The sequence below is a fragment of the Pseudonocardia sp. ZF1 genome (assembly GCF_056835605.1).
This window is the reverse complement of record NZ_JAJNBY010000001.1, coordinates 1,689,702-1,711,301: the sequence shown is the minus strand read 5'-3', so window position 1 is coordinate 1,711,301 and position 21,600 is coordinate 1,689,702. Positions and strand designations below refer to the sequence as shown.

Genomic DNA, 21,600 nt, shown 5'->3' with positions numbered 1-21,600 from the left:
CTCAGCCGAGCCCGAGCAGCGGCTCCAGGCCGATGGTCAGGCCCGGGCGGTCGCGGACGGCGCGCACCGCGAGCAGCACCCCCGGCATGAAGCTGGTCCGGTTCATCGAGTCGTGGCGCAGGGTGAGCACCTCGCCGTCGGTGCCGAGGATGACCTCCTGGTGCGCGATCAGCCCGGGCATCCGGACCGCGTGCACGTGGACGCCCTCGACGACCGCGCCGCGGGCGCCGTGCGGGTCGTCGGTGGTGGCGTCGGGGATCTCGCCGAGCCCGGCCTCGCGTCGTGCCGCGCCGATCACCGACGCGGTCCGCGCGGCGGTACCGGACGGCGCGTCGACCTTGCCGGCGTGGTGCAGCTCGACGACCTCGGCGGAGTCGAAGAAGCGGGCGGCCTGCGCCGCGAAGTGCATCATCAGCACGGCGCCGACCCCGAAGTTCGGGGCGACGAGCACGCTGCCGGAGCCGCGCTCGTCGAGGATCGCGCGGACCTCGTCGAACCTGGCGGCGTCGAAGCCGCTGGTCCCGACGACGGGCGCGACCCCGCGCGCCAGGCACTCCCGGATGTTGGCGATCGCGGCGCCGGGGTGGGTGAAGTCCACGGCGACGTCGGCGCCGTCGAGGGCGGACAGGTCGTCGCCCGCGTCCAGCGCGGCGACCAGCTCGGTGTCCCCGGCGGCCTCGACCGCCCGGCACACCTCGGAGCCCATCCGGCCCTTCGCCCCGAGGACCGCCACCTTGATCGTCCCGCTCACCCGTACACCTCGCGCACCTCGACGTCGTGGACCGCCGCGGAGTCTATGCAGCGGCCCGGCGTGATCCCGGATCCGGCACCGGACCGGTCCCACGCCGGTGCGGACGGTGCCCGGTCCGCGACCGCGGGGCACGGTCGGCCGGGGCTCAGCCGACGACCAGGCCGCCGATCCACACCGCGACCGTCACCAGCCCGGCCGCGAGCTCGATGAGGATGCTCCAGCCGACGGCGGTGAGCGCCTCGCGTGCCGAGCGCCAGGCGGTGGCGGCATCGGGCAGGCGGGCCAGCTCGGCCAGCCACACCCCGAGCACGAACCCGAGGAACAGCCCGACGACGGGCACGACGAAGAACCCGACGACCCCCAGCACGAGCCCCGCGAACAGGGTGCGCGTCGGGACCCCGGCGGCCTTGAGCCGGCGTCCCGGGAGCAGGTACTTCGCGACCTGACCGGCGACGGTGACGAGCACCGCGATGCCGAGCACCCACCAGCCGACCGCGTCGCCGCGCGGGACCGCCCAGACCGCCACCCCGCCGACGATCAGCAGCGGCCCGGGCAGCACCGGCAGCACGATCCCGGCCAGGCCGACGAGCATCATCAGGCCGGCGACGACGGCGAGGGCGGTCATGACACCCAGCCTGCCAGCAGGTCACACGCGCCGAGCGGACGAACCCGCGATGACGGCCGGGTGTCATCATCACGAATGGGTAAACGCTGTGAGCCGGGTCTACCGATTTCTGGTACTGGCGTGCCAGCCTCGATGTCACCCGAAACAGTGACACCCGCTCACCTGCGGTCGTCCCACCACCCGCGCGTGCCGGTCACCACCACCGCACCGCGGACGAACAGAGAAGAGCAGCGTGCTCCGGTACCTCCTGCGCAGGGGCGCCGGGTGGCTCGCGATGATCGTCGTCGCGACCAACCTGGTCTACTTCCTCGCGAACTCGTTCCTCGACCCCCGGGTCAACTACCTGCAGCTGCGGCCGCCGCGCACCGACGCGGAGATCGCCCGTTCGCTGGGCCAGTACAACCTGGACTCGAACGTCCCGGTCCTGGAGCGGTGGTGGATCTGGGTCACCGGGATCGTGACCCGGTGGGACTGGGGCACCAGCCCGATCGGCGACCCGGTGAACGCGCAGGTGGCGTTCCGCGTCGTGGTGTCCGGGCAGCTGGTGTTCTTCTCGCTGCTGCTGTCGATCGTGATCGGGGTGGCGCTCGGGGTCTACTCGGCCCAGCGCCAGTACCGGCTCGGTGACCGCGCCGCCCAGCTGACCTCGGTGTTCACCCTGAACATCCCGTCGGCGGTCGCGGCGCTGGCGGTCGTGTTCGTCGCCATCGCGATCAACCAGGGTGTCGGCGGGACGCTGTTCTACGTCGCGGGGTCCGAGTCGCCCGGGGTCACCGGGTTCTGGCCGCTGCTCCTCGACCGGGCCCAGCACCTGGTGCTGCCGACGATCTCGCTGCTGGTCATCTCCTACGCGGGCTACCACCTGCTGCAGCGCTCGATGCTGCTCGACGTGGTCAACTCCGACTACGTGCGGACCGCCCGGGCCAAGGGGCTGACCCGCAGGCAGGCCATCCGCCGCCACGGGCTGCGCAGCTCGATGATCCCGGTCGCCACCCAGGTGGCGTTCGCGATCCCGGCGCTGTTCACCGGCGCGGTGATCACCGAGAAGACCTTCGCCTGGCAGGGCATGGGCGACTACTTCATCCGCACCATCTCGACCAACGACATCCACGGCGTCGTCGCCACGGCGGCGTTCGGCGCGGTGACGACGGCGGTCGGCGCCATGCTCGCCGACGTCGCGGTCGTCGCCCTCGACCCAGTGACGGCACAGAGCCCCGGACCGCCCGGTCCGGGGCTCTGCCCGTCTCACCCACCACCCCGGATGCCCCGAGAGTCACTCTCGGGGCCGTAGAAGCCACGAAAGTGACCCTCGGAGCAGGTTCGGGGGAGGTCAGGCCAGGTCGCGCAGCGCGGCGGGGAGGTCGTCCACGTCGCCGTAGGGACCCACCACGGCCGCGGTGAGCGGCTGGGCCAGCAGCTCCCCCGCCAGCGCGGCGACCTCGGCCGGGGTGACGGCGTCGATGCGGGCCAGGCTGTCGGCCAGCGACCGCTGCCGCCCGTGGTCCAGCTCGGCGCGGCCGAGCCGGTTCATCCGCGACGCGGTGTCCTCGCAGCCCAGCACCAGTCCCCCGCGCAGGGCGCCCCGGGCGCGGACGACCTCGGCCTCGGTCAGGCCGTCGGCCGCGACCTCGCCGAGCACGTCACGCACCACGGCGACGACCTCGCCCAGCCGCTCCGGGGCGCACCCGGCGTACACCGACAGCGCGCCGGCGTCGGCGTAGCGGACGGTCGAGGAGTAGACCTGGTAGGCCAGTCCGCGCTGCTCGCGGACCTGCTGGAACAGCCGCGACGACAGTCCCCCGCCGAGGGCGGAGTTCAGCACCGCCAGCACCGGCAGGCCGCGCCCGGCGCGGCCCGCGGTGGGCACGCCGAGCATCATGTGGGCCTGCTCGGAGTCGTCGTCGAGCAGGCCGAGGGCTCCGGTGCGCACGGGGCGGGCCCCGGTCGCCGTCCGCGGCGGCACCGGGCGCGCGCCGGTGTGGCCCCGCGACGCACGGTCCAGTGCGGCGGCGACGAGCTCCGCGACGTGGTCGTGGTCCAGGTTCCCGGCCGCGGCGACGACCATCCGCGGCGCCGTGTACTCCCCGCGCCAGAAGCTGTGGAGGGTGTCGCGGCTCATCGCCCGGATCGAGTCCTCGGAGCCGATCACCGGGCGCCCGAGCGGGTGGTCGCCGAACAGGGTCTCGTCGAACAGGTCGCCGAGCAGGTCCTCCGGGTCGTCGTCGCGCATCGAGATCTCCTCGAGCACGACGCCCCGTTCCAGCTCGACGTCGGTGTGGGCCAGCTCGGCGTCGGTGACGACGTCGGCCAGCACGTCCACCGCCAGCGCCACGTCGGTGTCGAGGACGTGGGCGTAGTAGCAGGTGTGTTCCTTGGCGGTGAACGCGTTCAGCTCACCGCCGACGGCGTCCATCTCCTCGGCGATGCCTGCCGCGGTGCGCCGCCGGGTGCCCTTGAAGAGCAGGTGCTCCAGGAAGTGCGCGGCACCGGCCTGCTCGGGGGTCTCGTCGACCGAGCCGATCCCGATCCAGATGCCCAGCGCGACCGAGCGGACGCCCGGCACCGTCTCGGTGACGAGCCGGACCCCGCCGGGCAGGTCGCTGCGGCGGACCGTGTCGGTGGTGTCGTCGGCGGTGGCCATGGGCGGCGGGGACACGCGGGCGGCGGCCCGGGAGGAGTCCCGGGCCGCCGCCGCGTGGTCGTTCTCAGGTGCCAACAGTTCAGCTCGGGTTGGCGGCCTCGGCCGGGGCCTCGGCGTCGACGGCGCCCTCGGCGGCCGGGGTCTCGGTGACGTCCGCGGAGGCGGACTCCTCGACCACCGGGATCAGCGAGATCTTGCCGCGGTTGTCGATGTCGGTGACCTCGACGCGCAGCTTGTCGCCGACCTTGACGACGTCCTCGACCTTGCTGATCCGCTTCCCGTTGCCGAGCTTCGAGATGTGGACCAGGCCGTCCTTGCCGGGGACGAGCGAGACGAAGGCACCGAACGCGGCGGCCTTGACCACCGTGCCGAGGAACCGCTCGCCGACCTTCGGCAGCTGCGGGTTGGCGATCGCGTTGATCATGCCGATCGCCTCCTCCGCGGAGGGGCCGTCGTTCGCACCGACGTAGATCGTGCCGTCGTCCTCGATCGAGATGTCGGCGCCGGTCTTCTCGGTGATCGAGTTGATCATCTTGCCCTTCGGGCCGATGACCTCGCCGATCTTGTCGACCGGGACCTTCACCGCGGTGACCCGCGGCGCGTACTTGCTCATCTCGTCCGGGCCGTCGATGGCCTCGCCGATCACCTCGAGGATGGTCAGACGGGCGTCCTTGGCCTGGTTCAGCGCGGCGGCGAGCACCTCGGACGGGATGCCGTCCAGCTTGGTGTCCAGCTGCAGCGCCGTGACGAACTCCTTGGTGCCGGCGACCTTGAAGTCCATGTCACCGAACGCGTCCTCGGCACCGAGGATGTCGGTCAGCGCGACGTAGCGCGTCTGGCCGTCGACCTCGTCGGACACCAGGCCCATCGCGATGCCCGCGACCGGCGCCTTCAGCGGCACACCGGCGTTGAGCAGCGACATCGTGGACGCGCAGACCGAGCCCATCGAGGTCGAGCCGTTCGAGCCCAGGGCCTCGGAGACCTGCCGGATCGCGTACGGGAACTCGTCGCGGTTCGGCAGGACCGGGATCAGGGCCCGCTCGGCGAGTGCGCCGTGGCCGATCTCGCGGCGCTTCGGCGAGCCGACGCGGCCGGTCTCACCGGTCGAGTACGGCGGGAAGTTGTAGTGGTGCAGGTAGCGCTTGCGCGTCTCCGGCCCCAGCTGGTCGATCTGCTGCTCCATGCGGAGCATGTTCAGCGTGGTGACGCCCATGATCTGGGTCTCGCCGCGCTCGAACAGCGCCGAGCCGTGCGCCCGCGGGACGACCTCGACCTCGGCCGACAGCGGCCGGATGTCGGTCAGGCCGCGGCCGTCGATCCGGACCTGGTCGGTCAGGATGCGGCGGCGGACCAGCTTCTTGTTCAGCGAGCGGAACGCGTTGCCGAGCTCGGACTCGCGGCCGACGAAGCGCTCGCCGAGCTTGTCCAGCACCGACGCCTTGATCTCGTCGGTCCGGGTCTCGCGCTCCTGCTTGCCGGCGATGGTCAGCGCCTGCGCCAGCTCCTGCTCGACGGCCTCGGAGACCGCCTCGAAGGCGTCCGGCTGGTAGGCCGGGAACACCGGGTAGTCGGCGGTCGGCTTGGCCGCGACGTCGGCCAGCTGCTGCTGGGCGACGCACAGGCTGCGGATGAACGGCTTCGCCGCCTCCAGCCCGTCCGCGACGACACCCTCGGTCGGGGCGGTGGCCCCACCGGCGACGAGGTCGATGGTGTTCTCGGTGGCCTCGGCCTCGACCATCATGATCGCGACGTCGTCACCGACGATGCGGCCCGCGACGACCATGTCGAACGCGGCGCGGTCGAGCTGGTCGTGGGTCGGGAAGGCGACCCACTGGGTGTCGGTGCCCGCCTCGTTCGCGATGAGCGCGACGCGGACGCCGCCGACCGGGCCGGAGAACGGCAGGCCGGCGAGCTGGGTGGACGCCGACGCGGCGTTGATCGCCACGACGTCGTAGGGGTCCTTCGGGTCGAGCGACATGACCGTCACGACGACCTGGATCTCGTTGCGCAGGCCGTCGACGAACGACGGGCGCAGCGGGCGGTCGATGAGGCGGCAGGTCAGGATCGCGTCGGTGCCCGGGCGGCCCTCGCGGCGGAAGAACGAGCCGGGGATCCGGCCCGCGGCGTACATCCGCTCCTCGACGTCCACCGTGAGCGGGAAGAAGTCGAACTGGTCCTTCGGCCGCTTCGAGGCGGTCGTGGCGGACAGCAGCATGGTCTCGTCGTCGAGGTACGCGACGACGGACCCGGCGGCCTGGCGGGCGAGCCGGCCGGTCTCGAACCGGACGGTGCGGGTGCCGTAGGTGCCGTTGTCGATGACGGCGGTGCTCTCGTGCATGCCGTCCTCGGAGATGACGTCAGTCATACGGGGGTGTTCTCCTCGTCGTTGGGAGTGGTCTTCGTCTACCCCCACCACCGTGGCGCCGGCTCGATCCCCTGCTGGGCCGGTCTTCGATCGAAGCCCCCGGCCGCGCGTCGCGCTCCGGGGGCCACTACCGAGGACCGGCGGATGTCCGGTCGCCCGAGTGGCGGGCTCTGTTCAGTTGTGTCGCTCGGTGTTACGGAACGACCCGGCACCGGGAACCGGTGCCGGGTCGGCCGGGCGGGTCAGCGGCGCAGACCCAGTTTCTCGATCAGCGCGCGGTAGCGGGCGACGTCCACCTCGCGCAGGTACTTGAGCAGCCGGCGACGACGACCGACCAGCAGCAGCAGGCCGCGCCGGCTGTGGTGGTCGTGCTTGTGCTGCTTCAGGTGCTCGGTCAGGCCGACGATGCGCTGCGTCAGCAGCGCGACCTGGGCCTCGGGGGACCCGGTGTCGGTGGCGTGGGTGCCGTACTGCTCGAGCGTGCTCTTCTTCTCGGCGGTGGTCAGTGCCACTGCTCAACTCCTTCATCCTTGAGACGGTCCGTGGGGCCGTGACGTCCGACGAGACCCGGATGAACCGGGGGGACGGCAGGAAGTCGGTCTCGGCCGCCACGGACTGCAGCCGGACCCGGTGTGAAACGGTACCAGCGACGGGTGCGCCGACCGCCGCCGACCCGTGTCACCCCGGTGTGCGGTCCGATGTGCCGGGGCGCAGCGGGACCCGGTGGACCACGGTGTAGCGCGCACCGGGCTCGCTGCGCACGAGCACCGCCTCCCCCGGTGTCCACCAGGGGCCCGCGGCGATGCCGTCGCCGCCCACGGTCGCGTCCCCGCGGCGCCGGTCCCAGCGGGCCAGGGTGACGTGCGGGCGGTACGGCCGGGGCCCCGTCGCACCGGCCCGGGCGGCCAGCTCGGCGAGGGCGCCCGCGACGGGGCCGTCGCGCTCCTCGACCCCGGCCCACAGCACGCCCGGGAAGGTGCCGGTGCCGGCGATCCGCAGCCGGGGCGCGACGGCGCCGGTCAGCGCGACGTCCAGGGTCGCGGCGCGGGCGTCCGGGTCGTCGTCGCCGTGGAAGCACAGCGTCACGTGCCAGGTCGACGGGTCGGCCCGGCGCGCGCCGTCCGGAAGCGGGGACGGGGCCCCGCCGAGTGCGCGGGTCAGCGCCGCCACCGCCCCGGGCGGCGGCCACAGCGCGGTGAACAGCCGCATCCGCACAGCCTGTCAGCGCCGTCCGGCGGCGGCACGGCGCAGCACCTCGGCGATCTCCGGGAACGCCGGCGCCAACTCGGCCGCCGCCGCGACGAGCCGGGCCGGTGCGCTCACCCCGCGCAGCGCGTCCTCCGCGGTCGGCTCGGCCGGGGCCCGTCGCGGCCGCGGCACCGCCGGCCCGGTGGCGGGGGTCTGCTCGGCGCAGCGGCAGGCGCCGGTGGGGCCCCACGGCGTCGGCTCCTGGTGGACCCGGGCCAGCAGCACGTCGCGCTCGGCGTCGGGCACCGGGCCGTGCGCGAGCCGCCGGTCCAGCGCGGTCATCCGGCCCAGCACCGCCGGGTCCCCGATCTTGACCCGGCGCCCACCCGCCAGCTGGGACAGCATCGCCGGGCTCAGCCCGACCGCGGCGGCGAGGCGGGCCTGGGTGATGCCGAGACCGGTCGTGAGCCGGCGGATGCGCTCGTCGAGGGGCTCGCCGTAGATCGCGCTCTGGCGGTCGCGGTTGCGCGCGATCTCCTGCGCCACCGGGTCCGCGGTGCGGGGGTCGTCCATGCCGGACAGCCTCGGCGGCCACGCGGTGCGGGCGTGGACGTTCGGCCCCGGCAGGGGGTTTTCACCTAACCCGGAGCCCCGTCGGGTCCGGTCGCGTCGCCGGCCGCGGTGAGGATCTCGCGGCAGGTCGCGACATCGCGGCCCATCTGCGCGACGAGCGCCTCGATGCCGTCGTAGTGCTCCTGGCCGCGCAGCCGCTCGACGAACTCGACGCCGACCTCGTGGCCGTAGAAGTTCTCGTCGACGTCGAGCACGTAGACCTCGACGGTGCGCACCCGCCCGGAGAACGTGGGGTTGGTCCCCACCGAGACGGCGCCCATCAGGCGGCGGTCGCCGATGCGGAACCAGCCCGCGTAGACGCCGTCCGCGGGGATCGCCGTGTGCGGGGGGCTGGCGACGTTCGCCGTCGGATAGCCGAGGTCACGGCCACGCTTGTGGCCGTGCACGATCACGCCGTCCACCCGGTGCCAGCGGCCCAGCGCGTGCGCGGCGTCGCGGACGGCCCCGGCGTCGATGCAGGACCGGATGTAGGTGGAGGAGAAGGTCACGTCGCGGTCGGAGACCAGGTCGAGGGCCTCGCAGGCGAACCCGAAGCGACGGCCCAGCTCGGCGAGGGTCCCGACGTCGCCCTCGGCCCGGTGGCCGAAGGTGAAGTTGCTGCCCACGACGACGACGGCCGCGTGCAGCCGGTCCACCAGCACCTCGTGCGCGAACCCGGCGGGCGCCATCCGGGACAGCGACTCGGTGAACGGGATGACGCAGAAGACGTCCGCGCCCGCCTCGGCCACGAGCTCCGCCCGCCGGTCGAGTGTGGACAGCCGCGCCGGGTGCGTGCCCGGCCGGATCAGCTCGGCCGGGTGCGGGTCGAACGTCACGACGACGGCGGGCAGGCCGCGTTCGTGCGCCCGTTCCACCGCGCGGGCGATCAGCTGCCGGTGTCCCCGGTGCACCCCGTCGAACACGCCGACGGTGACGACGCACCGGCCCCAGCCGGGCGGAACCGCCTCCAGACCACGCCACCGCTGCACGGCCGCGAGCCTAGGCGAACCGGGTGGGATCCCGCGCAGCGGGCGACCGCGGCCGGTCCGGGGCTCAGCCGGCCGGGGCGAGCACGACGACCGGGCGGGCGGCGGCGCCGCGGTCGGCCATCAGGGCCAACGCGGCGCCGTCCGGGGCGAACACGCCGTAGGTGCCCTCGATCCCGGCCGCGGGCAGCGACTTGCCGAACCGCACGTCGGTGGCGGCGGACGCGTCGAGGTCGACGCGGGGGAACGCCGTCGCGACGGCCGCGGCGAGGTCCAGCGACAGACCCGGGTCGTCGGTGAGCTGCTCGACGGTGCGCGCGTGCTCCAGGGTGAACGGTCCGACCCGGGTGCGTCGCAGCGCGGTCAGGTGGCCGGCGGAGCCCAGCGCGGCGCCGAGGTCGCGGGCGAGCGCGCGGACGTAGGTGCCCGAGGAGCAGTCGACGGCGACGTCCAGGTCGCACCACGGCCCCTCGCGGCGCACCGCGAGCAGCTCGAAGGCGGACACGGTGACCGGGCGGGCCGGGATCTCGACGGTCTCGCCGTCGCGGACCCGCTGGTAGGCGCGCTTCCCGTCGATCTTGACCGCGGAGACTGCGCTGGGGACCTGCATGATCTCTCCCGTCAGCGCGGCCGTCGCGGCCCGGAGAGCGGCGTCGTCGGCATCGACCGGGACGGGCTCGCCGACGGGCGTGCCCTCGGCGTCGTCGGTGTCGGTGGCCTGCCCGAGGCGCACGGTGGCGGTGTAGGCCTTGGTGTCCAGCGACAGGTGCCCGAGCAGCTTGGTGGCCCGCTCGATGCCGACGACCAGCACCCCGGTCGCCATCGGGTCCAGCGTCCCGGCGTGGCCGACCTTGCGGGTGCCCATGATCCGGCGGAGCTTCCCGACGACGTCGTGACTGGTCGGGCCCCGGTCCTTGTCGACGATCACGAGTCCGGGCGGCGGGAGCGGGTTGCGTGCGGGCACGCCGGGACGCTAACGCGCCAGCCGGTACCCGACTCCACGGACCGTCACCACGACGTCGCGGGTGCCCAGCTTCGACCGCAGCGACGCCACGTGCGCCTCCAGGGTGCGTGCCGCGGAGGCGTCGGCGATCCCCCACACCTGCTCCAGCAACTCGGTACGCGGCAGCACCGCACCCTCGCGGCGGGCGAGCGCGGCGAGCAGGTCGAACTCCTTGCGGGTCAGCGCGACCTCGGCGCCGCCCGCGGTCACCGCGCGCCGGTCGAGGTCGACGACGACGTCGCCGACGCTCACCGTCGCGGCCACCGCCGCGCCGGTGGCACGACGCAGGACGGCCTCGATCCGGGCGACGAGCTCCTCGGTGGAGACCGGCTTGACCAGGTAGTCGTCCGCGCCCGAGCGCAGGCCCTGCACCCGCGCCGCGACGTCGCCGCGGCCGGTGATCGCCAGGATCGGCACCCGGGACCGCTCCCGGATCTCCCGGCAGACGCCGATGCCGTCGCGGTCGGGCAGGCCCATGTCGAGCAGCACCACGTCGGGCTCCCGCTCGGCGACGGCCGCGATGGCCGCGGACCCGCTGGTCACGAGGTCGGTCGGGTAGCCCTGGCGGACGAGGCTGCGGCGCAACGCGTCGCCGAGGATCGCGTCGTCCTCGACCAGCAGCACCCGCACGCCGCCCACCCTAGCCACGCTTTCCTCAAAGCTTCCTCAAGCCCGGTGTCCCCGCGGTTGCCCCACGACACGACCCGACCCCATCGTTTCCCCACCGCACACGTCGAGGAGGACGGACATGGCCGAGGTCGCCAACGCAGACGGCTCGTCCGGGACGGGGTCCACCACCCCCACCCGGACCAAGAAGAAGGTCTACACCCAGCTCTGGTTCTGGGTCATCGTCGGCATCGTCTCCGGGATCCTGGTGGGCTTCCTCGCCCCCGGGTTCGCCAAGGAGACCAAGTGGCTGGCCGACACGTTCGTCCAGATGATCAAGGTCATCATCGGCCCGGTCATCTTCTGCACCGTGGTCGTCGGCATCGCCTCGCTGGGCAACCTGGCCCGCGCCGGCGGTCTCGCCGCCCGGGCGCTGGGCTACTTCCTGGTCATGACCGTCATCGCGCTGACGATGGGGCTCGTCGCGGGCAACGTGTTCCAGCCGGGCGCCGGATTCACCGGCCAGCCGAGCACGTCCGACCTCGCGAAGGCCACCGACCAGGCCGCGACCGGCAGTCAGGAGTCGGGTGTCATCCCGTTCATCCAGGACTCGCTGCTCCCGCACAGCTTCTTCGGCCCGTTCGTCGAGAACTCGGTGCTGCAGGTCCTGGTGCTGGCGATCCTGTCGGCCTGCGCCATCTCCTCGCTGAACCCGGCCCTGCGCAGCCGCCTGGTCGGCGGCATCGAGGGCATCGCCCAGGTCATCTTCGGCATCATCAAGATCATCATGTGGGCCGCGCCGGTCGCCGCGTTCGGCGGCATGGCCTACACCGTCGGCCAGATGGGCGGCGGGTCGCTGGTCAACCTGCTCAAGCTGATGGCCGTGTTCTGGGGCACCTGCGCGGTGTTCGTGGTCGTCGTCCTCGGCGCGGTCTCCTGGGCCGCCGGGTTCAACGTCTTCAAGGTCATCCGGCTGATCAAGGACGAGCTGCTGATCATCGTCGGCACCTCGTCGTCGGAGTCGGTGCTCCCCCGCTTCCTCACGAAGCTCCAGTCCGCCGGTGCGTCGAAGCAGACCGTCGGCATGGTCATCCCGACCGGCTACTCGTTCAACCTCGACGGCACCTGCATCTACCTGACCCTGGGTGCGCTGTTCATCATCCAGGCCGGGGGCGAGGTCCTGCCGATCGGCGCGCAGATCGCGCTGGCCGTGCTCATGGTGCTGACCTCGAAGGGCGCCGCCGGTGTCACCGGCGCCGGGCTGGTCACCCTGGCCGCGTCGCTGCAGGCCTTCGGCGGGGAGTTCTTCACCCCCGAGGCCATCGTCGTCGGCCTCGCGCTGATCGTCGGCATCGACCGCATGATGTCCGAGGGCCGCGCACTGACCAACGCGATCGGCAACGTCGTCGCCACCCTGGTCGTCGCCCGCTGGAACGGCGAGCTCGACCGTGAGCGGCTCGCCGCGGTGCTCGACGACCCGACGCTGGTCGAGGCCGACATGGAGGCCGCGCACGGTGGCGGGGCCGCGGACGCCGAGATCGACGAGGCCGCCGACGGCGCCGCGAAGCCGGACGCCGACGAGTCCCGTCGCGAGAAGGTCGGCGCGGGCTCCTGACCGGGCACGTCCTCCTCCCATGACCGTCGCACCCCCGCGGAGCCCCGAGGCCCGCGGGGGTGTCGACGTCCCGGCCGGTGCACGGGTCCCACTGCCGCCCCCGCGGTGGCAGGCTGGGCCCGTGCGCCGGCCGCTCCGTTCCTCCCCGCCGCTGCGCCGCTCGCGGCTGGTGCGGCGGCTGTTCCTGCTGCAGGTCGTCACCGTGCTGCTGACCGTCGGCGGGCTCGCCGCGCTCGGCGGCTACGGGGCGAGCCGCCTGGAGCACGACGCCGCGGGCCGGCTCACCACCGGGATCGCGCTGTCGCTCGCCTCGGACCCCGAGGTCGTCGACGCCGTCCGCGACGGCGGCGGTCTCGCCGCCCTCTCCGCCCGCCTCCAGCCCATCGCCGAGCGGGTCCGGCGGGCCACCACCACCGGCTTCATCGTCGTGATGTCCCCGCAGGGCATCCGCTACAGCCACTACAACCCCGACGAGATCGGGCTGCCCTACCAGGGCAACATCGCCCCCGCGCTGGCCGGGCGGACCTCGACCGAGGTCTACACCGGCACCCTCGGGCCCTCGGTTCGCACCGTCACCCCGGTCCTGGTCGACGGCCGGATCGCCGCCGTCGTGTCCGTCGGCGTGCTGCAGACCCGGATCAGCGACCTCGCCCTGCGCTCGCTGCCCGGGATCGTCGCGGCCGCCGCGGCGGCGGTGCTCGTCGGCTCGGGGCTGGCGGTGCTGCTGGCCCGGCGGCTGCGCCGCCAGACCCTGGGGCTGGAGCCCGAGGACATCACCGCCGCCTACACCCACCACGAGGCGGTGCTGCACGCCGTCGGCGAGGGGCTGCTGGTCGTCGACGGCGACGGGCGGCTCGTCGTCGTCAACGCCGAGGCCCGGCGGCTGCTCGGCCTGCCCGGCCACGACTCCCCCGACGACCCCGCCGTACCGGGGCGGCCGCTCGCAGGCCTCGGCATGGATCCTGCCGTCGCCGCCGTGCTCACGAGCGGGCTGCGCTCGGACCTGCGTGACCGGGCCGCCCTGGCCGGGGAGCGGGTGCTGCTGGTCAACAGCAGGCACGCCGGGCCGGCCGCGGGCCCGGGGACGCGGGTGTTCACGCTGCGCGACCGCACCGAGCTGGCCGGGGTGCTGCGCGAGCGCGACGAGGCCCGCGACACCGTCGCCGCGCTGTCGGGCCAGGCCCACGAGTTCGGCAACCGGATGCAGACCGTCCTGACCTTGATCGAGCTCGGCGACACCGCCGACGCCGCGAAGGCCGGAACCGCCGCGCTCGACCGCACCCGCGGCCCCGCCGCGCAGGTCGTGGCCGCGGTCTACGACCCGGTCCTCGCCGCGCTGCTCGCGGACAAGGCGTGGCAGGCCGCCGAGCAGGACGTCATCCTGACCGTCACCGACACCTGCGACCCCGGCGTCCTGCCGGACCTGCGGCTGCCGTTCGCCGCGGACGACCTGGTCTCGCTGGCCGGGAACCTCGTCGACAACGCGATCGAGGTGGTCGCCGGGCGCACCGGGGAGCGGTCGGTCGCGGTCGCGCTGAGCACCCCTCCGGACGACCGCGAGCTGCGGCTGGAGGTCGCCGACAGCGGTCCCGGCGTGCCCGAGGACACCGCCCGCGAGCTGTTCACCTTCGGGTTCAGCACCCGGGCCACGCGCGGCGGCCGCCCCCGCGGCATCGGGCTGGCCCTGGTCGACCGGATCGCCCGCCGCCTCGGCGGATCGGTGACGGTCGGTACCCGCGACGACGGCAGCGGCGCCGTGTTCACCGTGCGGCTGCCGCTCCCGGCCGGGTCCCCCGGGGACGACGGGAACACCGGGCCGCCGGAGGACCCCGGGGCGCCGCTCCACCGGCCGGGTGCCGCCGTCCACCGTCCGGAGACCCCGGCCACCGACCGGGGCTGAACCCCGCCACCACCGGGCCCCAGGCGGGAGGAGCGCCGCGCGGGACGTGGCTCGGTGCCCCGTCCCGGAACCGCCGAGTGGCACGTCATGCACCTCCGGACCTCGTCACCGGGTGCCTGGTGTGCCGCTCGGCCGCCCGGGCTCCGTCGACGGGCCACGCGCGTCAGGCCCGGACCTCCCCCGGGACCGCCCAGCGCCCCGACCGCGCCCGCAGCCCCACCGCGACCAGGCGCACCACCATGAACGCGGCGAGCCCGGTCCAGATCCCGGCCAGCCCCCACCCGAACAGCAGCGACAGCCAGATCATCGGCAGGAACCCGCCGAGCGCGGCGAGCAGCGTCGTGGTGCGCAGGAAGGCCGCGTCACCGGCGCCGAGCAGCACGCCGTCCAGGGCGAACACCACCCCGGCGATCGGCTGCAGCGCGGTGAAGAACCACCACGCCGCGGGGATCGCCGCGAGGACCGCCGCGTCGCGGGTGAACACCGGCGGCAGGACGGGGTAGAGCGAGGCGAACAGCACGCCGAACCCGCAGCCGAGCACGAGGCCGTAGCGGGTGACCCGGGCGGCGAGCGACCGCGCCGGTCCGGTGTCCGCACGGTCGCCGTCCGCACCGTGTCCGCCGTCCGCACCGTGTCCGCCGTCCGCGCCACCCAGGGCGGCCCCGACCAGCGACTGCGCCGCGATCGCGACCGCATCGAGCACGAGGGACTGGAACACCCACAGCTGCAGCACGATCTGGTGCGCGGCGACGGACTCGGACCCGAACCGGGCGGCGACCGCCGTCGCGGACAGGAAGCAGGCCTGGAACCCCAGCGACCGCACGATCAGGTCGCGGCCCATCGTCGCCTGCGAACGGAGCACCGCGGCGTCCGGGGCGAAGCGGACCGGGTCACCGGCGGGCGCGCGCCGGCGTTCGACGACCAGCGCCCGCAGGAACAGCGACGCCGCGACGGCCTGCCCCGCGACGTTGGCGATCGCCGAGCCCTCCAGCCCCCAGCCCGCCCAGTCCCCCGCCCCGTGCACCAGCAGCGGGCAGAGCAGCGCGGACAGCAGGTTGCCGCCGATCACGATCCACATCGGGCGACGGGTGTCCTGCACCCCGCGCATCCAGCCGTTGCCGGCCAGCGTCACCAGGACCAGCGGGGCGCCGAGCAGCGCGATCCGCAGCCACGACACCGCGCCCTCGGCGATCACCGGGTCCCCGGCGAGCAGCCCCGCCAGCGGTGCCGCGGCGAGCTGTCCGAGCACGACGACCAGCAGCCCGACGCCCAGCGCCAGCCAGGTCGCCTGCACACCCTCCGCCACCGCGGCCGACCGGCGCCCGGCACCGTAGAACCGGGCCGCGCGCGCCGTCGTCCCGTAGGACAGGAACGTCAGCTGGGTCGTGACCTGCGCGAACAGCACCGCCGCGACGGCGAGCGAGGCCAGCGGCAGCCCACCCAGCCGCCCGACGACGGCGGTGTCGACCAGCAGGAACAGCGGCTCGGCCGCCAGCACCGGGAGCGCGGGCAGGGCGAGCCGGAGGATGTCACGGGGCCCGCCCGCGATGGGGGCGGACCGGGTCACCGACGGGGACGACGGCAGAGGAAGCAGAATGCGGGCGGCAGGTTGCGCCACACCGTGCGGGTCATCACGACCTCGTCGAACGTGTCGTGCAGGGCCGCCTTGAACCGCCGCGCCGAGGGCATCGGCAGGGTGTGGGAGTAGGCGAACGTCGCGAACGCACCGGTCTCCCCCACCGCCCCGACGACCTGGTCGAGGATCTCCTGCTGCATCGCCCGGTCGAACAGCGACCAGGGCAGCCCGGAGATCACCGCGTCGACCGAGGTGATGTCGCGCTCGGCGAGCAGCGACCCCAGCTTGCGGGCGTCACCGTTCACGACCTCGACGCCCGGGTGGCGGTCCTGCAGGAAGCGGGCCATCCGCGGGTCGAGCTCGACGGCCAGATGCCGGCCCTCCGGCGGGAGCCGCCTGCCGACCTGCGTGGTGACGGCGCCGGTGCCCGGCCCCAGCTCCACGACGACCGGCGCGCCGTGACCCGGCGCGATACGGGCCAGCTTGGCCGACAGCCGCGGCGAGCTCGGCCACACCGCACCCACCTGGGCCGGGTTGCGCAGCCAGGCCCGGAGGAACTCCGGCCACCCGCTGGGCTCGTTGCCGTGACTGTCGTCGCCCCCGCGGGCCGCAGCGGGCTCGGATCGCACCGCTCACCTCCTGGTCTCGCGGGACACGCTACGTGCCCCGGTGCCGCGACACCGGACCGCCCCGAGGTCCATCCGATCGTGGTGTCGCGGCGATGTACCCCGGATGAACCCGATCAACCGGGCACGTGCTCAGCGGGCCAGCTCCGCCCGGAGCAGCTCCAGGAGCCCGTCGCGGGTACCGGAGCGCTCGAACCCGGCGGCACCGGTGTGCCCGCCGCCGCCGAGCGCCGTCGCCACCCGGGACAGGTCCGGGGACCCGTTGCCGCGCAGCGACACCGACCACTCCCCCGGTGCCGTCTCGGTCAGCAGCGCCGCCACCCCGCCCCCGGCCGCGGCCTGCAGCGGCCCGACCAGGGCGACCGTGCGGTCCCGGAACCGGGTCGCCGTCGCCACGTCGACGGCGGCCCACACCAGGTCGGCCCCCGCCGCGACGCCCGCCTCCCGGTGGGCCCCGGCCAGCACCGTGGCCTGCGCGGCGAGCCACGCGAACGGCACCGGACCGCCGATGTCCCGCAGCAGCGGCGCGGGCTCGGCACCGGCCTCGACGAGCTCGGCGCCCATCCGGAGCGCCTCCGCACCACCCCGCCGGAAACCACCGGTGTCGGTGTAGAGCCCCGCGAACAGGGACCGAGCGAGGACCGCGTCCAGCGGGGCGCCCAGCTCGGCGAGCACCGCCCGGACGAGCGTCACCGTCGCCGGGGCGCCCGGGTCGACGAGGTACCGGTCCGTGAACGCCACGAACGACGCGTGGTGGTCCACCGCCAGCGACGACCCGGACGTGTCCAGCACCGGTTCCAGGTCCCCCAGCCGGCGGGACGACGAGATGTCGCAGCAGACCAGCAGGTCCGGCGCGCGCGGCGCGTCCACCGAGGCGACGACCAGCCCGTCGGGGTCGAGGGTGTCGACCAGCCCGGCGGGCACCGGGTCCGGCCCGCCGAACGACACGGTGACCGGGGTCCCCGCGCGGTGCAGCGCCGTGGCCAGGGCCAGGGCGCTGCCCGCGGCGTCCGCGTCGGGCCGGACGTGCCCGACCACGAGCACGTCACGGGCCCGGCGCAGCACCGCCGCGGCCCCGGCCGGGTCGACCGGACCGGGACCCGGGACGGGCTCGTGCGCGCCGCCGGTCACTCGGCGTCGGTCTCCCGCGGGGCCTTGTACGGGTCCGCGTCCCCCGCCGGCGACGCCGTGGCCGCCAGCCGGGCCACCTCCTCGTCGGAGGCGCGGGTGCGGGCCAGCAGCTCCTCCATCCGGCGGGCCGTGTCCGGCACCGCGTCCAGCACGAACGCGAGGCTCGGCGTGTGCCGCACCCCGGTCTGCTGCCCCACCCGGCTGCGGAGCACCCCGCTCGCGCTCTGCAGCGCGGCGGCGGCCCCCGCGGTGTCCGGCTCCTCCTCCAGCGAGGCACCCATGACCGTGTAGAACACGGTCGCCTCGCGCAGGTCGCCGGTGACACGGGTGTCGGTGATCGTCACCATCGCCAGCCGCGGATCCTTCACCTCGTGCTCGAGGGCCTCCGCGACGATCTGCGAGATCCGCTTCGCGAGCTTGCGCGCGCGGGCCTGGTCGACCATGTCCTGCTCCTTCCAGCGGGTCGTGCGAGCCCGAGTCTAGGCACGGGTCGCGGGGTCACGCCGCGTTCGATTCTCGGTCCTGCCGGTTCGTCCCCCGACCGCCGGGACGCGGTGCCGCTGCGTCCGTCCCCCGACCGCCGGGACTCAGTCGTCGTCGGGGCCGAACAGCCGGGTCCGGGCCGACAGCAGCTCCAGCTCGGGGCGGGCGGCCACCAGCCGCTCGCACCGCTCCAGCAGGGCACGGACGTGCCCCGCGTCGGCGGCGACACAGCTCACCCCGATCAGCGCACGGCGGTGCAGGTCCAGATGGCCCGCCTCGGCCGCCGCCACCTCGAACCGGCGCAGCTCGGCCAGCAGCGGACGCACCGCCGAACGCTTCTGCTTCAGCGACCGGACGTCGCCGAGCAGCACGTCACACTCCAGGGAGCCGACGTACACACACACCTCCGCTGACGCCGACGGGGCGGCCGGTGACCGGCCGCCCCGTCGGAGCGCGTTCGTCAGCCGCTAGTCGCGCGGCTTCTCCCGCATCTCGAACGTCTCGATGACGTCGTCGACCTTGATGTCGCCGTAGGTACCGAGCGTCAGACCGCACTCGAAGCCCTCGCGGACCTCGACCACGTCGTCCTTGAACCGGCGCAGCGACGAGATCGGGAGGTTCTCGTGGATCACCTTCGAGTCGCGCAGCAGGCGCGCCCGGGCGTTCCGGCGGATCTCCCCGCTCATCACCAGGCAACCGGCGATCGTGCCGAACTTCGAGGACTTGAAGACCTCGCGGACCTCCGCGCGGCCCAGCTCGACCTCCTCGTACTCCGGCTTGAGCATGCCCTTGAGGGCCGCCTCGATCTCGTCGATCGCCTGGTAGATCACCGAGTAGTAGCGGATCTCGACGCCCTCGCGGTTGGCCAGCTCGGTGGCCTTGCCCTCGGCACGGACGTTGAAGCCCATGACGATGACGTTGTCCGCGATGGCGAGGTTGATGTCGCCCTCGGTGATACCGCCGACGCCGCGGTGGATGACCCGCAGCTCGACCTCCTCACCCACGTCCAGCTTCATCAGGGCTTCCTCGAGCGCCTCGACGGTGCCCGAGTTGTCACCCTTGATGATCAGGTTGAGGGTGTTGGTCTCCTTCAGCGCGGCGTCCAGGTCCTCCAGGCTGACGCGCTTGCGACGGCTCGCCAGCTCGGCGTTCCGCTCGCGGGCACGCCGCCGGTCGGCGATCTGGCGCGCGACCCGGTCCTCGTCCACGACGAGGAACGTGTCGCCCGCACCCGGCACCGACGTCAGACCGATGACCTGCACCGGACGCGACGGGAGCGCCTCGGTGACGTCCTGGCCGTGCTCGTCGACCATGCGCCGGACGCGCCCGGAGGCGTCGCCGGCCACGACCGAGTCGCCGACCCGGAGCGTTCCGCGCTGGACCAGCACCGTGGCCACCGGGCCGCGGCCGCGGTCCAGGTGACCCTCGATGGTGACGCCCTGCGCCTCCATCTCGGGGTTGGCCCGCAGGTCGAGCGCCGCGTCGGCGGTCAGCAGGATCGCCTCGAGCAGGGCCTCGATGTTGGTGCCCTGCTTCGCGGAGATGTCGACGAACATGGTGTCGCCGCCGTACTCCTCGGCCACCAGGTTGTACTCGGTGAGCTGCTGGCGGATCTTCTGCGGGTTCGCACCCTCGACGTCGATCTTGTTGACCGCGACGACGATCGGCAGACCGGCCGCCTGCGCGTGGTTGATCGACTCGACGGTCTGCGGCATCACGCCGTCGTCCGCCGCCACCACGATGACCGCGATGTCGGTGGACTTCGCACCACGGGCACGCATGGCGGTGAACGCCTCGTGACCCGGGGTGTCGATGAACGTGATGAGCCGCTCCTCGCCCTCGAGCTCGGCCGCGACCTGGTAGGCGCCGATGTGCTGGGTGATGCCGCCGGCCTCGCCCTCGCGGACGTTCGCCTTGCGGACCGTGTCCAGCAGCCGCGTCTTACCGTGGTCGACGTGACCCATGACGGTCACGACCGGCGGACGCGCCTCGAGCGCGTCCTCGTCGCCCGGGTCACCGAACTCGATGTCGAACGACTCCAGCAGCGCACGGTCCTCCTCCTCGGGGGAGACGACCTGCACGCGGTAGTTCATCTCCTGGCCGAGCAGCTCCAGGATCTCGTCCGAGACCGACGCGGTGGCCGTGACCATCTCACCGAGGTGGAACAACACCTGCACCAGCGAGGCCGGGTTGGCGTTGATCTTCTCGGCGAAGTCGGTCAGCGACGCGCCACGCGGCAGCCGGACGGTCTCGCCGTTGCCCTTCGGCAGGCGGACGCCGCCCACCGAGGGAGCAGCCATGGCGTCGTACTCCTGGCGCTTCTGCCGCTTCGACTTGCGACCCCTGCGGGCCGGTCCGCCGGGACGGCCGAAGGCACCCGCGGCACCGCCGCGGCCACCGGGACGACCGCCGCCACCGGGACGACCACGGAATCCACCGGCCGGGGGCGGACCACCGGGACCGCCGCCACCGGGACGGAAACCGCCGCCACCGCCACCGGGACGACCGCCACCGGGGCCGCCACGGCCACCGCCGGGGCCACCACGACCGCCGCCGGGGCCACCACGGCCACCGGCACCGGGACGACCCGCAGCCGGACGCGCGGGCATCATGCCCGGGTTCGGCCGCGGAGGCATGTTGCCCGGGTTCGGACGGGGACCGCCCGAACCCGGAGCGCCGCCCGGACGGGGCGGACGCGGCGGAGCCTCACCGGAACGCGCGGCCGGAGCCTCGGGACGGCCGCCGCCCTGCTGGCCGCCACCGCCCTGCTGGGGCTGCGGCGGGCCGGGACGCGGGCCCGGCTTGGGCGAACCCTGGCCGACGCCGAACGGGTTGTTGCCGACGCGCGGCTGGCGCGGGCCCGGACGGGCGCCACGCTCGCCGGCGGGACGCGGGGCGCCGCCGCCCTGGCCACCCTGTCCCTGTCCCTGTCCCTGGCCCGGACGGGGCGCGGGGGCGGGCTTCGGCGCGGCCGGACCCGGCTTCGGGGCCGCCGGACCGGGCTTCGGCGCGGCGGAACCGGGCCGCGGCGCGGCCGGGGCCTCGGCGGCCGCGGCGGGGGTCTCGACGGCCGGAGCCGCCGGGGCCTGTGGGCCGGGCTTGGGCGCGGCCGGTCCCGGCTTCGGGACGTCGGTGCGCGCCGCGGGCTGCGCCGGCGACGGGGCACCCGGGGTGGGTGCCGCGGGGGCCGGCGGACCCGGACGCGGGCCGGGCTTGGGGGCCGGACCCGGGGTCGGGCGCGACGGCGACGGGGCGCCGGAGCCACCGGCGCGCGGACGACCGCCACCGGGCGCGCCGGAACCGCGGCGCTGACCGCCGGCGGCGCCCCCACCGGAGGCCATCGCGTCGCGCAGCTTGCGCGCGACCGGGGCCTCCACGGTGGAGGAGGGGGACTTCACGTACTCCCCCAGGTCCTGCAGCTTGCTGAGGACCTGCTTACTGCTGATTCCGAGCTCTTTCGCGAGCTCGTGCACGCGGGCCTTGCCTGCCACT

19 protein-coding genes are annotated in these 21,600 nt (G+C 74.3%); 3 read left to right on the top strand and 16 right to left on the bottom strand.

The window, feature by feature from the left end; translation table 11 throughout:
* Position 1: 1 nt before the first annotated feature.
* Both dapB and ZF1_RS08485 read right to left on the bottom strand, forming a co-directional pair.
* Positions 2 to 751: a 4-hydroxy-tetrahydrodipicolinate reductase gene (gene dapB, locus ZF1_RS08490; protein ID WP_482636940.1), complete on the bottom strand. Its 750-nt coding sequence runs from the start codon at positions 749 to 751 to the stop codon at positions 2 to 4.
* Between the two features lie 145 nt (positions 752 to 896).
* Positions 897 to 1,376, bottom strand: coding sequence for a DUF456 domain-containing protein (locus ZF1_RS08485; protein ID WP_020627871.1), 480 nt, complete (start codon positions 1,374 to 1,376; stop codon positions 897 to 899).
* Between the two features lie 232 nt (positions 1,377 to 1,608).
* On the opposite strand from ZF1_RS08485, the gene ZF1_RS08480 reads away from it, so the two are divergent.
* Positions 1,609 to 2,667, top strand: coding sequence for an ABC transporter permease (locus tag ZF1_RS08480; RefSeq protein WP_476654165.1), 1,059 nt, complete (start codon positions 1,609 to 1,611; stop codon positions 2,665 to 2,667).
* A gap of 39 nt (positions 2,668 to 2,706) precedes the next feature.
* Here the strand turns inward: ZF1_RS08480 and ZF1_RS08475 are convergent, their stop codons facing one another.
* From ZF1_RS08475 to ZF1_RS08440, 8 genes are all read right to left on the bottom strand, one after another.
* Positions 2,707 to 4,017, bottom strand: coding sequence for a M16 family metallopeptidase (locus ZF1_RS08475; RefSeq protein ID WP_476654832.1), 1,311 nt, complete (start codon positions 4,015 to 4,017; stop codon positions 2,707 to 2,709).
* Between the two features lie 79 nt (positions 4,018 to 4,096).
* Positions 4,097 to 6,382 carry a polyribonucleotide nucleotidyltransferase gene (locus ZF1_RS08470; RefSeq protein WP_482636939.1) on the bottom strand — a complete coding sequence of 762 codons (2,286 nt, stop codon included), beginning with the start codon at positions 6,380 to 6,382 and terminating at the stop codon, positions 4,097 to 4,099.
* A gap of 242 nt (positions 6,383 to 6,624) precedes the next feature.
* Complete coding sequence (rpsO, locus tag ZF1_RS08465) at positions 6,625 to 6,894, bottom strand: 30S ribosomal protein S15 (RefSeq protein WP_020621572.1); 270 nt, start codon at positions 6,892 to 6,894, stop codon at positions 6,625 to 6,627.
* A 166-nt stretch (positions 6,895 to 7,060) separates the two neighbouring features.
* A complete protein-coding gene (locus tag ZF1_RS08460; protein ID WP_482636938.1) occupies positions 7,061 to 7,591 on the bottom strand; it encodes a 2'-5' RNA ligase family protein in 531 nt (176 codons plus the stop codon).
* Positions 7,592 to 7,603: 12 nt separating this feature from the next.
* Entirely contained in the window at positions 7,604 to 8,143 is a 540-nt protein-coding gene (locus tag ZF1_RS08455; protein WP_482636937.1) for a hypothetical protein, read from the bottom strand.
* A gap of 65 nt (positions 8,144 to 8,208) precedes the next feature.
* The gene (locus ZF1_RS08450; protein WP_208826613.1) at positions 8,209 to 9,171 is read right to left on the bottom strand and encodes a bifunctional riboflavin kinase/FAD synthetase; all 963 of its coding nucleotides are present in this window, start codon (positions 9,169 to 9,171) and stop codon (positions 8,209 to 8,211) included.
* Between the two features lie 64 nt (positions 9,172 to 9,235).
* Positions 9,236 to 10,132 (bottom strand): tRNA pseudouridine(55) synthase TruB, encoded by an 897-nt coding sequence (gene truB, locus ZF1_RS08445; protein ID WP_482636936.1) that lies wholly within the window; start codon positions 10,130 to 10,132, stop codon positions 9,236 to 9,238.
* A gap of 9 nt (positions 10,133 to 10,141) precedes the next feature.
* Positions 10,142 to 10,801 carry a response regulator transcription factor gene (locus ZF1_RS08440; RefSeq protein ID WP_405418562.1) on the bottom strand — a complete coding sequence of 220 codons (660 nt, stop codon included), beginning with the start codon at positions 10,799 to 10,801 and terminating at the stop codon, positions 10,142 to 10,144.
* 118 nt (positions 10,802 to 10,919) lie between these two features.
* On the opposite strand from ZF1_RS08440, the gene ZF1_RS08435 reads away from it, so the two are divergent.
* Together ZF1_RS08435 and ZF1_RS08430 are read left to right on the top strand one after the other, a co-directional pair.
* Positions 10,920 to 12,392 carry a cation:dicarboxylate symporter family transporter gene (locus ZF1_RS08435; RefSeq protein ID WP_405418563.1) on the top strand — a complete coding sequence of 491 codons (1,473 nt, stop codon included), beginning with the start codon at positions 10,920 to 10,922 and terminating at the stop codon, positions 12,390 to 12,392.
* Positions 12,393 to 12,513: 121 nt separating this feature from the next.
* Complete coding sequence (locus tag ZF1_RS08430; protein WP_482636935.1) at positions 12,514 to 14,292, top strand: sensor histidine kinase; 1,779 nt, start codon at positions 12,514 to 12,516, stop codon at positions 14,290 to 14,292.
* Between the two features lie 163 nt (positions 14,293 to 14,455).
* Here the strand turns inward: ZF1_RS08430 and ZF1_RS08425 are convergent, their stop codons facing one another.
* From ZF1_RS08425 to infB, 6 genes are all read right to left on the bottom strand, one after another.
* A complete protein-coding gene (locus tag ZF1_RS08425; RefSeq protein ID WP_482636934.1) occupies positions 14,456 to 15,859 on the bottom strand; it encodes an MATE family efflux transporter in 1,404 nt (467 codons plus the stop codon).
* Complete coding sequence (locus ZF1_RS08420; RefSeq protein WP_374231413.1) at positions 15,856 to 16,497, bottom strand: class I SAM-dependent methyltransferase; 642 nt, start codon at positions 16,495 to 16,497, stop codon at positions 15,856 to 15,858. Before ZF1_RS08420 ends, ZF1_RS08425 begins: the two co-directional genes overlap by 4 nt.
* Positions 16,498 to 16,626: 129 nt before the next feature.
* Complete coding sequence (locus ZF1_RS08415) at positions 16,627 to 17,625, bottom strand: DHH family phosphoesterase (protein WP_482636933.1); 999 nt, start codon at positions 17,623 to 17,625, stop codon at positions 16,627 to 16,629.
* Positions 17,622 to 18,068, bottom strand: coding sequence for a 30S ribosome-binding factor RbfA (gene rbfA, locus ZF1_RS08410; RefSeq protein ID WP_062401126.1), 447 nt, complete (start codon positions 18,066 to 18,068; stop codon positions 17,622 to 17,624). Before rbfA ends, ZF1_RS08415 begins: the two co-directional genes overlap by 4 nt.
* Before the next feature lie 144 nt (positions 18,069 to 18,212).
* Positions 18,213 to 18,506 (bottom strand): DUF503 domain-containing protein, encoded by a 294-nt coding sequence (locus tag ZF1_RS08405; protein ID WP_062401124.1) that lies wholly within the window; start codon positions 18,504 to 18,506, stop codon positions 18,213 to 18,215.
* A 69-nt stretch (positions 18,507 to 18,575) separates the two neighbouring features.
* A complete protein-coding gene (gene infB, locus ZF1_RS08400) occupies positions 18,576 to 21,599 on the bottom strand; it encodes a translation initiation factor IF-2 (protein WP_482636932.1) in 3,024 nt (1,007 codons plus the stop codon).
* Between the last annotated feature and the right edge of the window lies 1 nt (position 21,600).

Coding starts and splice junctions, on each gene's coding strand:
- ZF1_RS08485 (WP_020627871.1), bottom strand. CDS start 1,376: ATGACCGCCCTCGCCGTCGTCGCCGGCCTGATGATGCTCGTCGGCCTG.
- ZF1_RS08475 (WP_476654832.1), bottom strand. CDS start 4,017: ATGGCCACCGCCGACGACACCACCGACACGGTCCGCCGCAGCGACCTG.
- ZF1_RS08470 (WP_482636939.1), bottom strand. CDS start 6,382: ATGACTGACGTCATCTCCGAGGACGGCATGCACGAGAGCACCGCCGTC.
- ZF1_RS08460 (WP_482636938.1), bottom strand. CDS start 7,591: ATGCGGCTGTTCACCGCGCTGTGGCCGCCGCCCGGGGCGGTGGCGGCG.
- ZF1_RS08455 (WP_482636937.1), bottom strand. CDS start 8,143: ATGGACGACCCCCGCACCGCGGACCCGGTGGCGCAGGAGATCGCGCGC.
- ZF1_RS08435 (WP_405418563.1), top strand. CDS start 10,920: ATGGCCGAGGTCGCCAACGCAGACGGCTCGTCCGGGACGGGGTCCACC.
- rbfA (WP_062401126.1), bottom strand. CDS start 18,068: ATGGTCGACCAGGCCCGCGCGCGCAAGCTCGCGAAGCGGATCTCGCAG.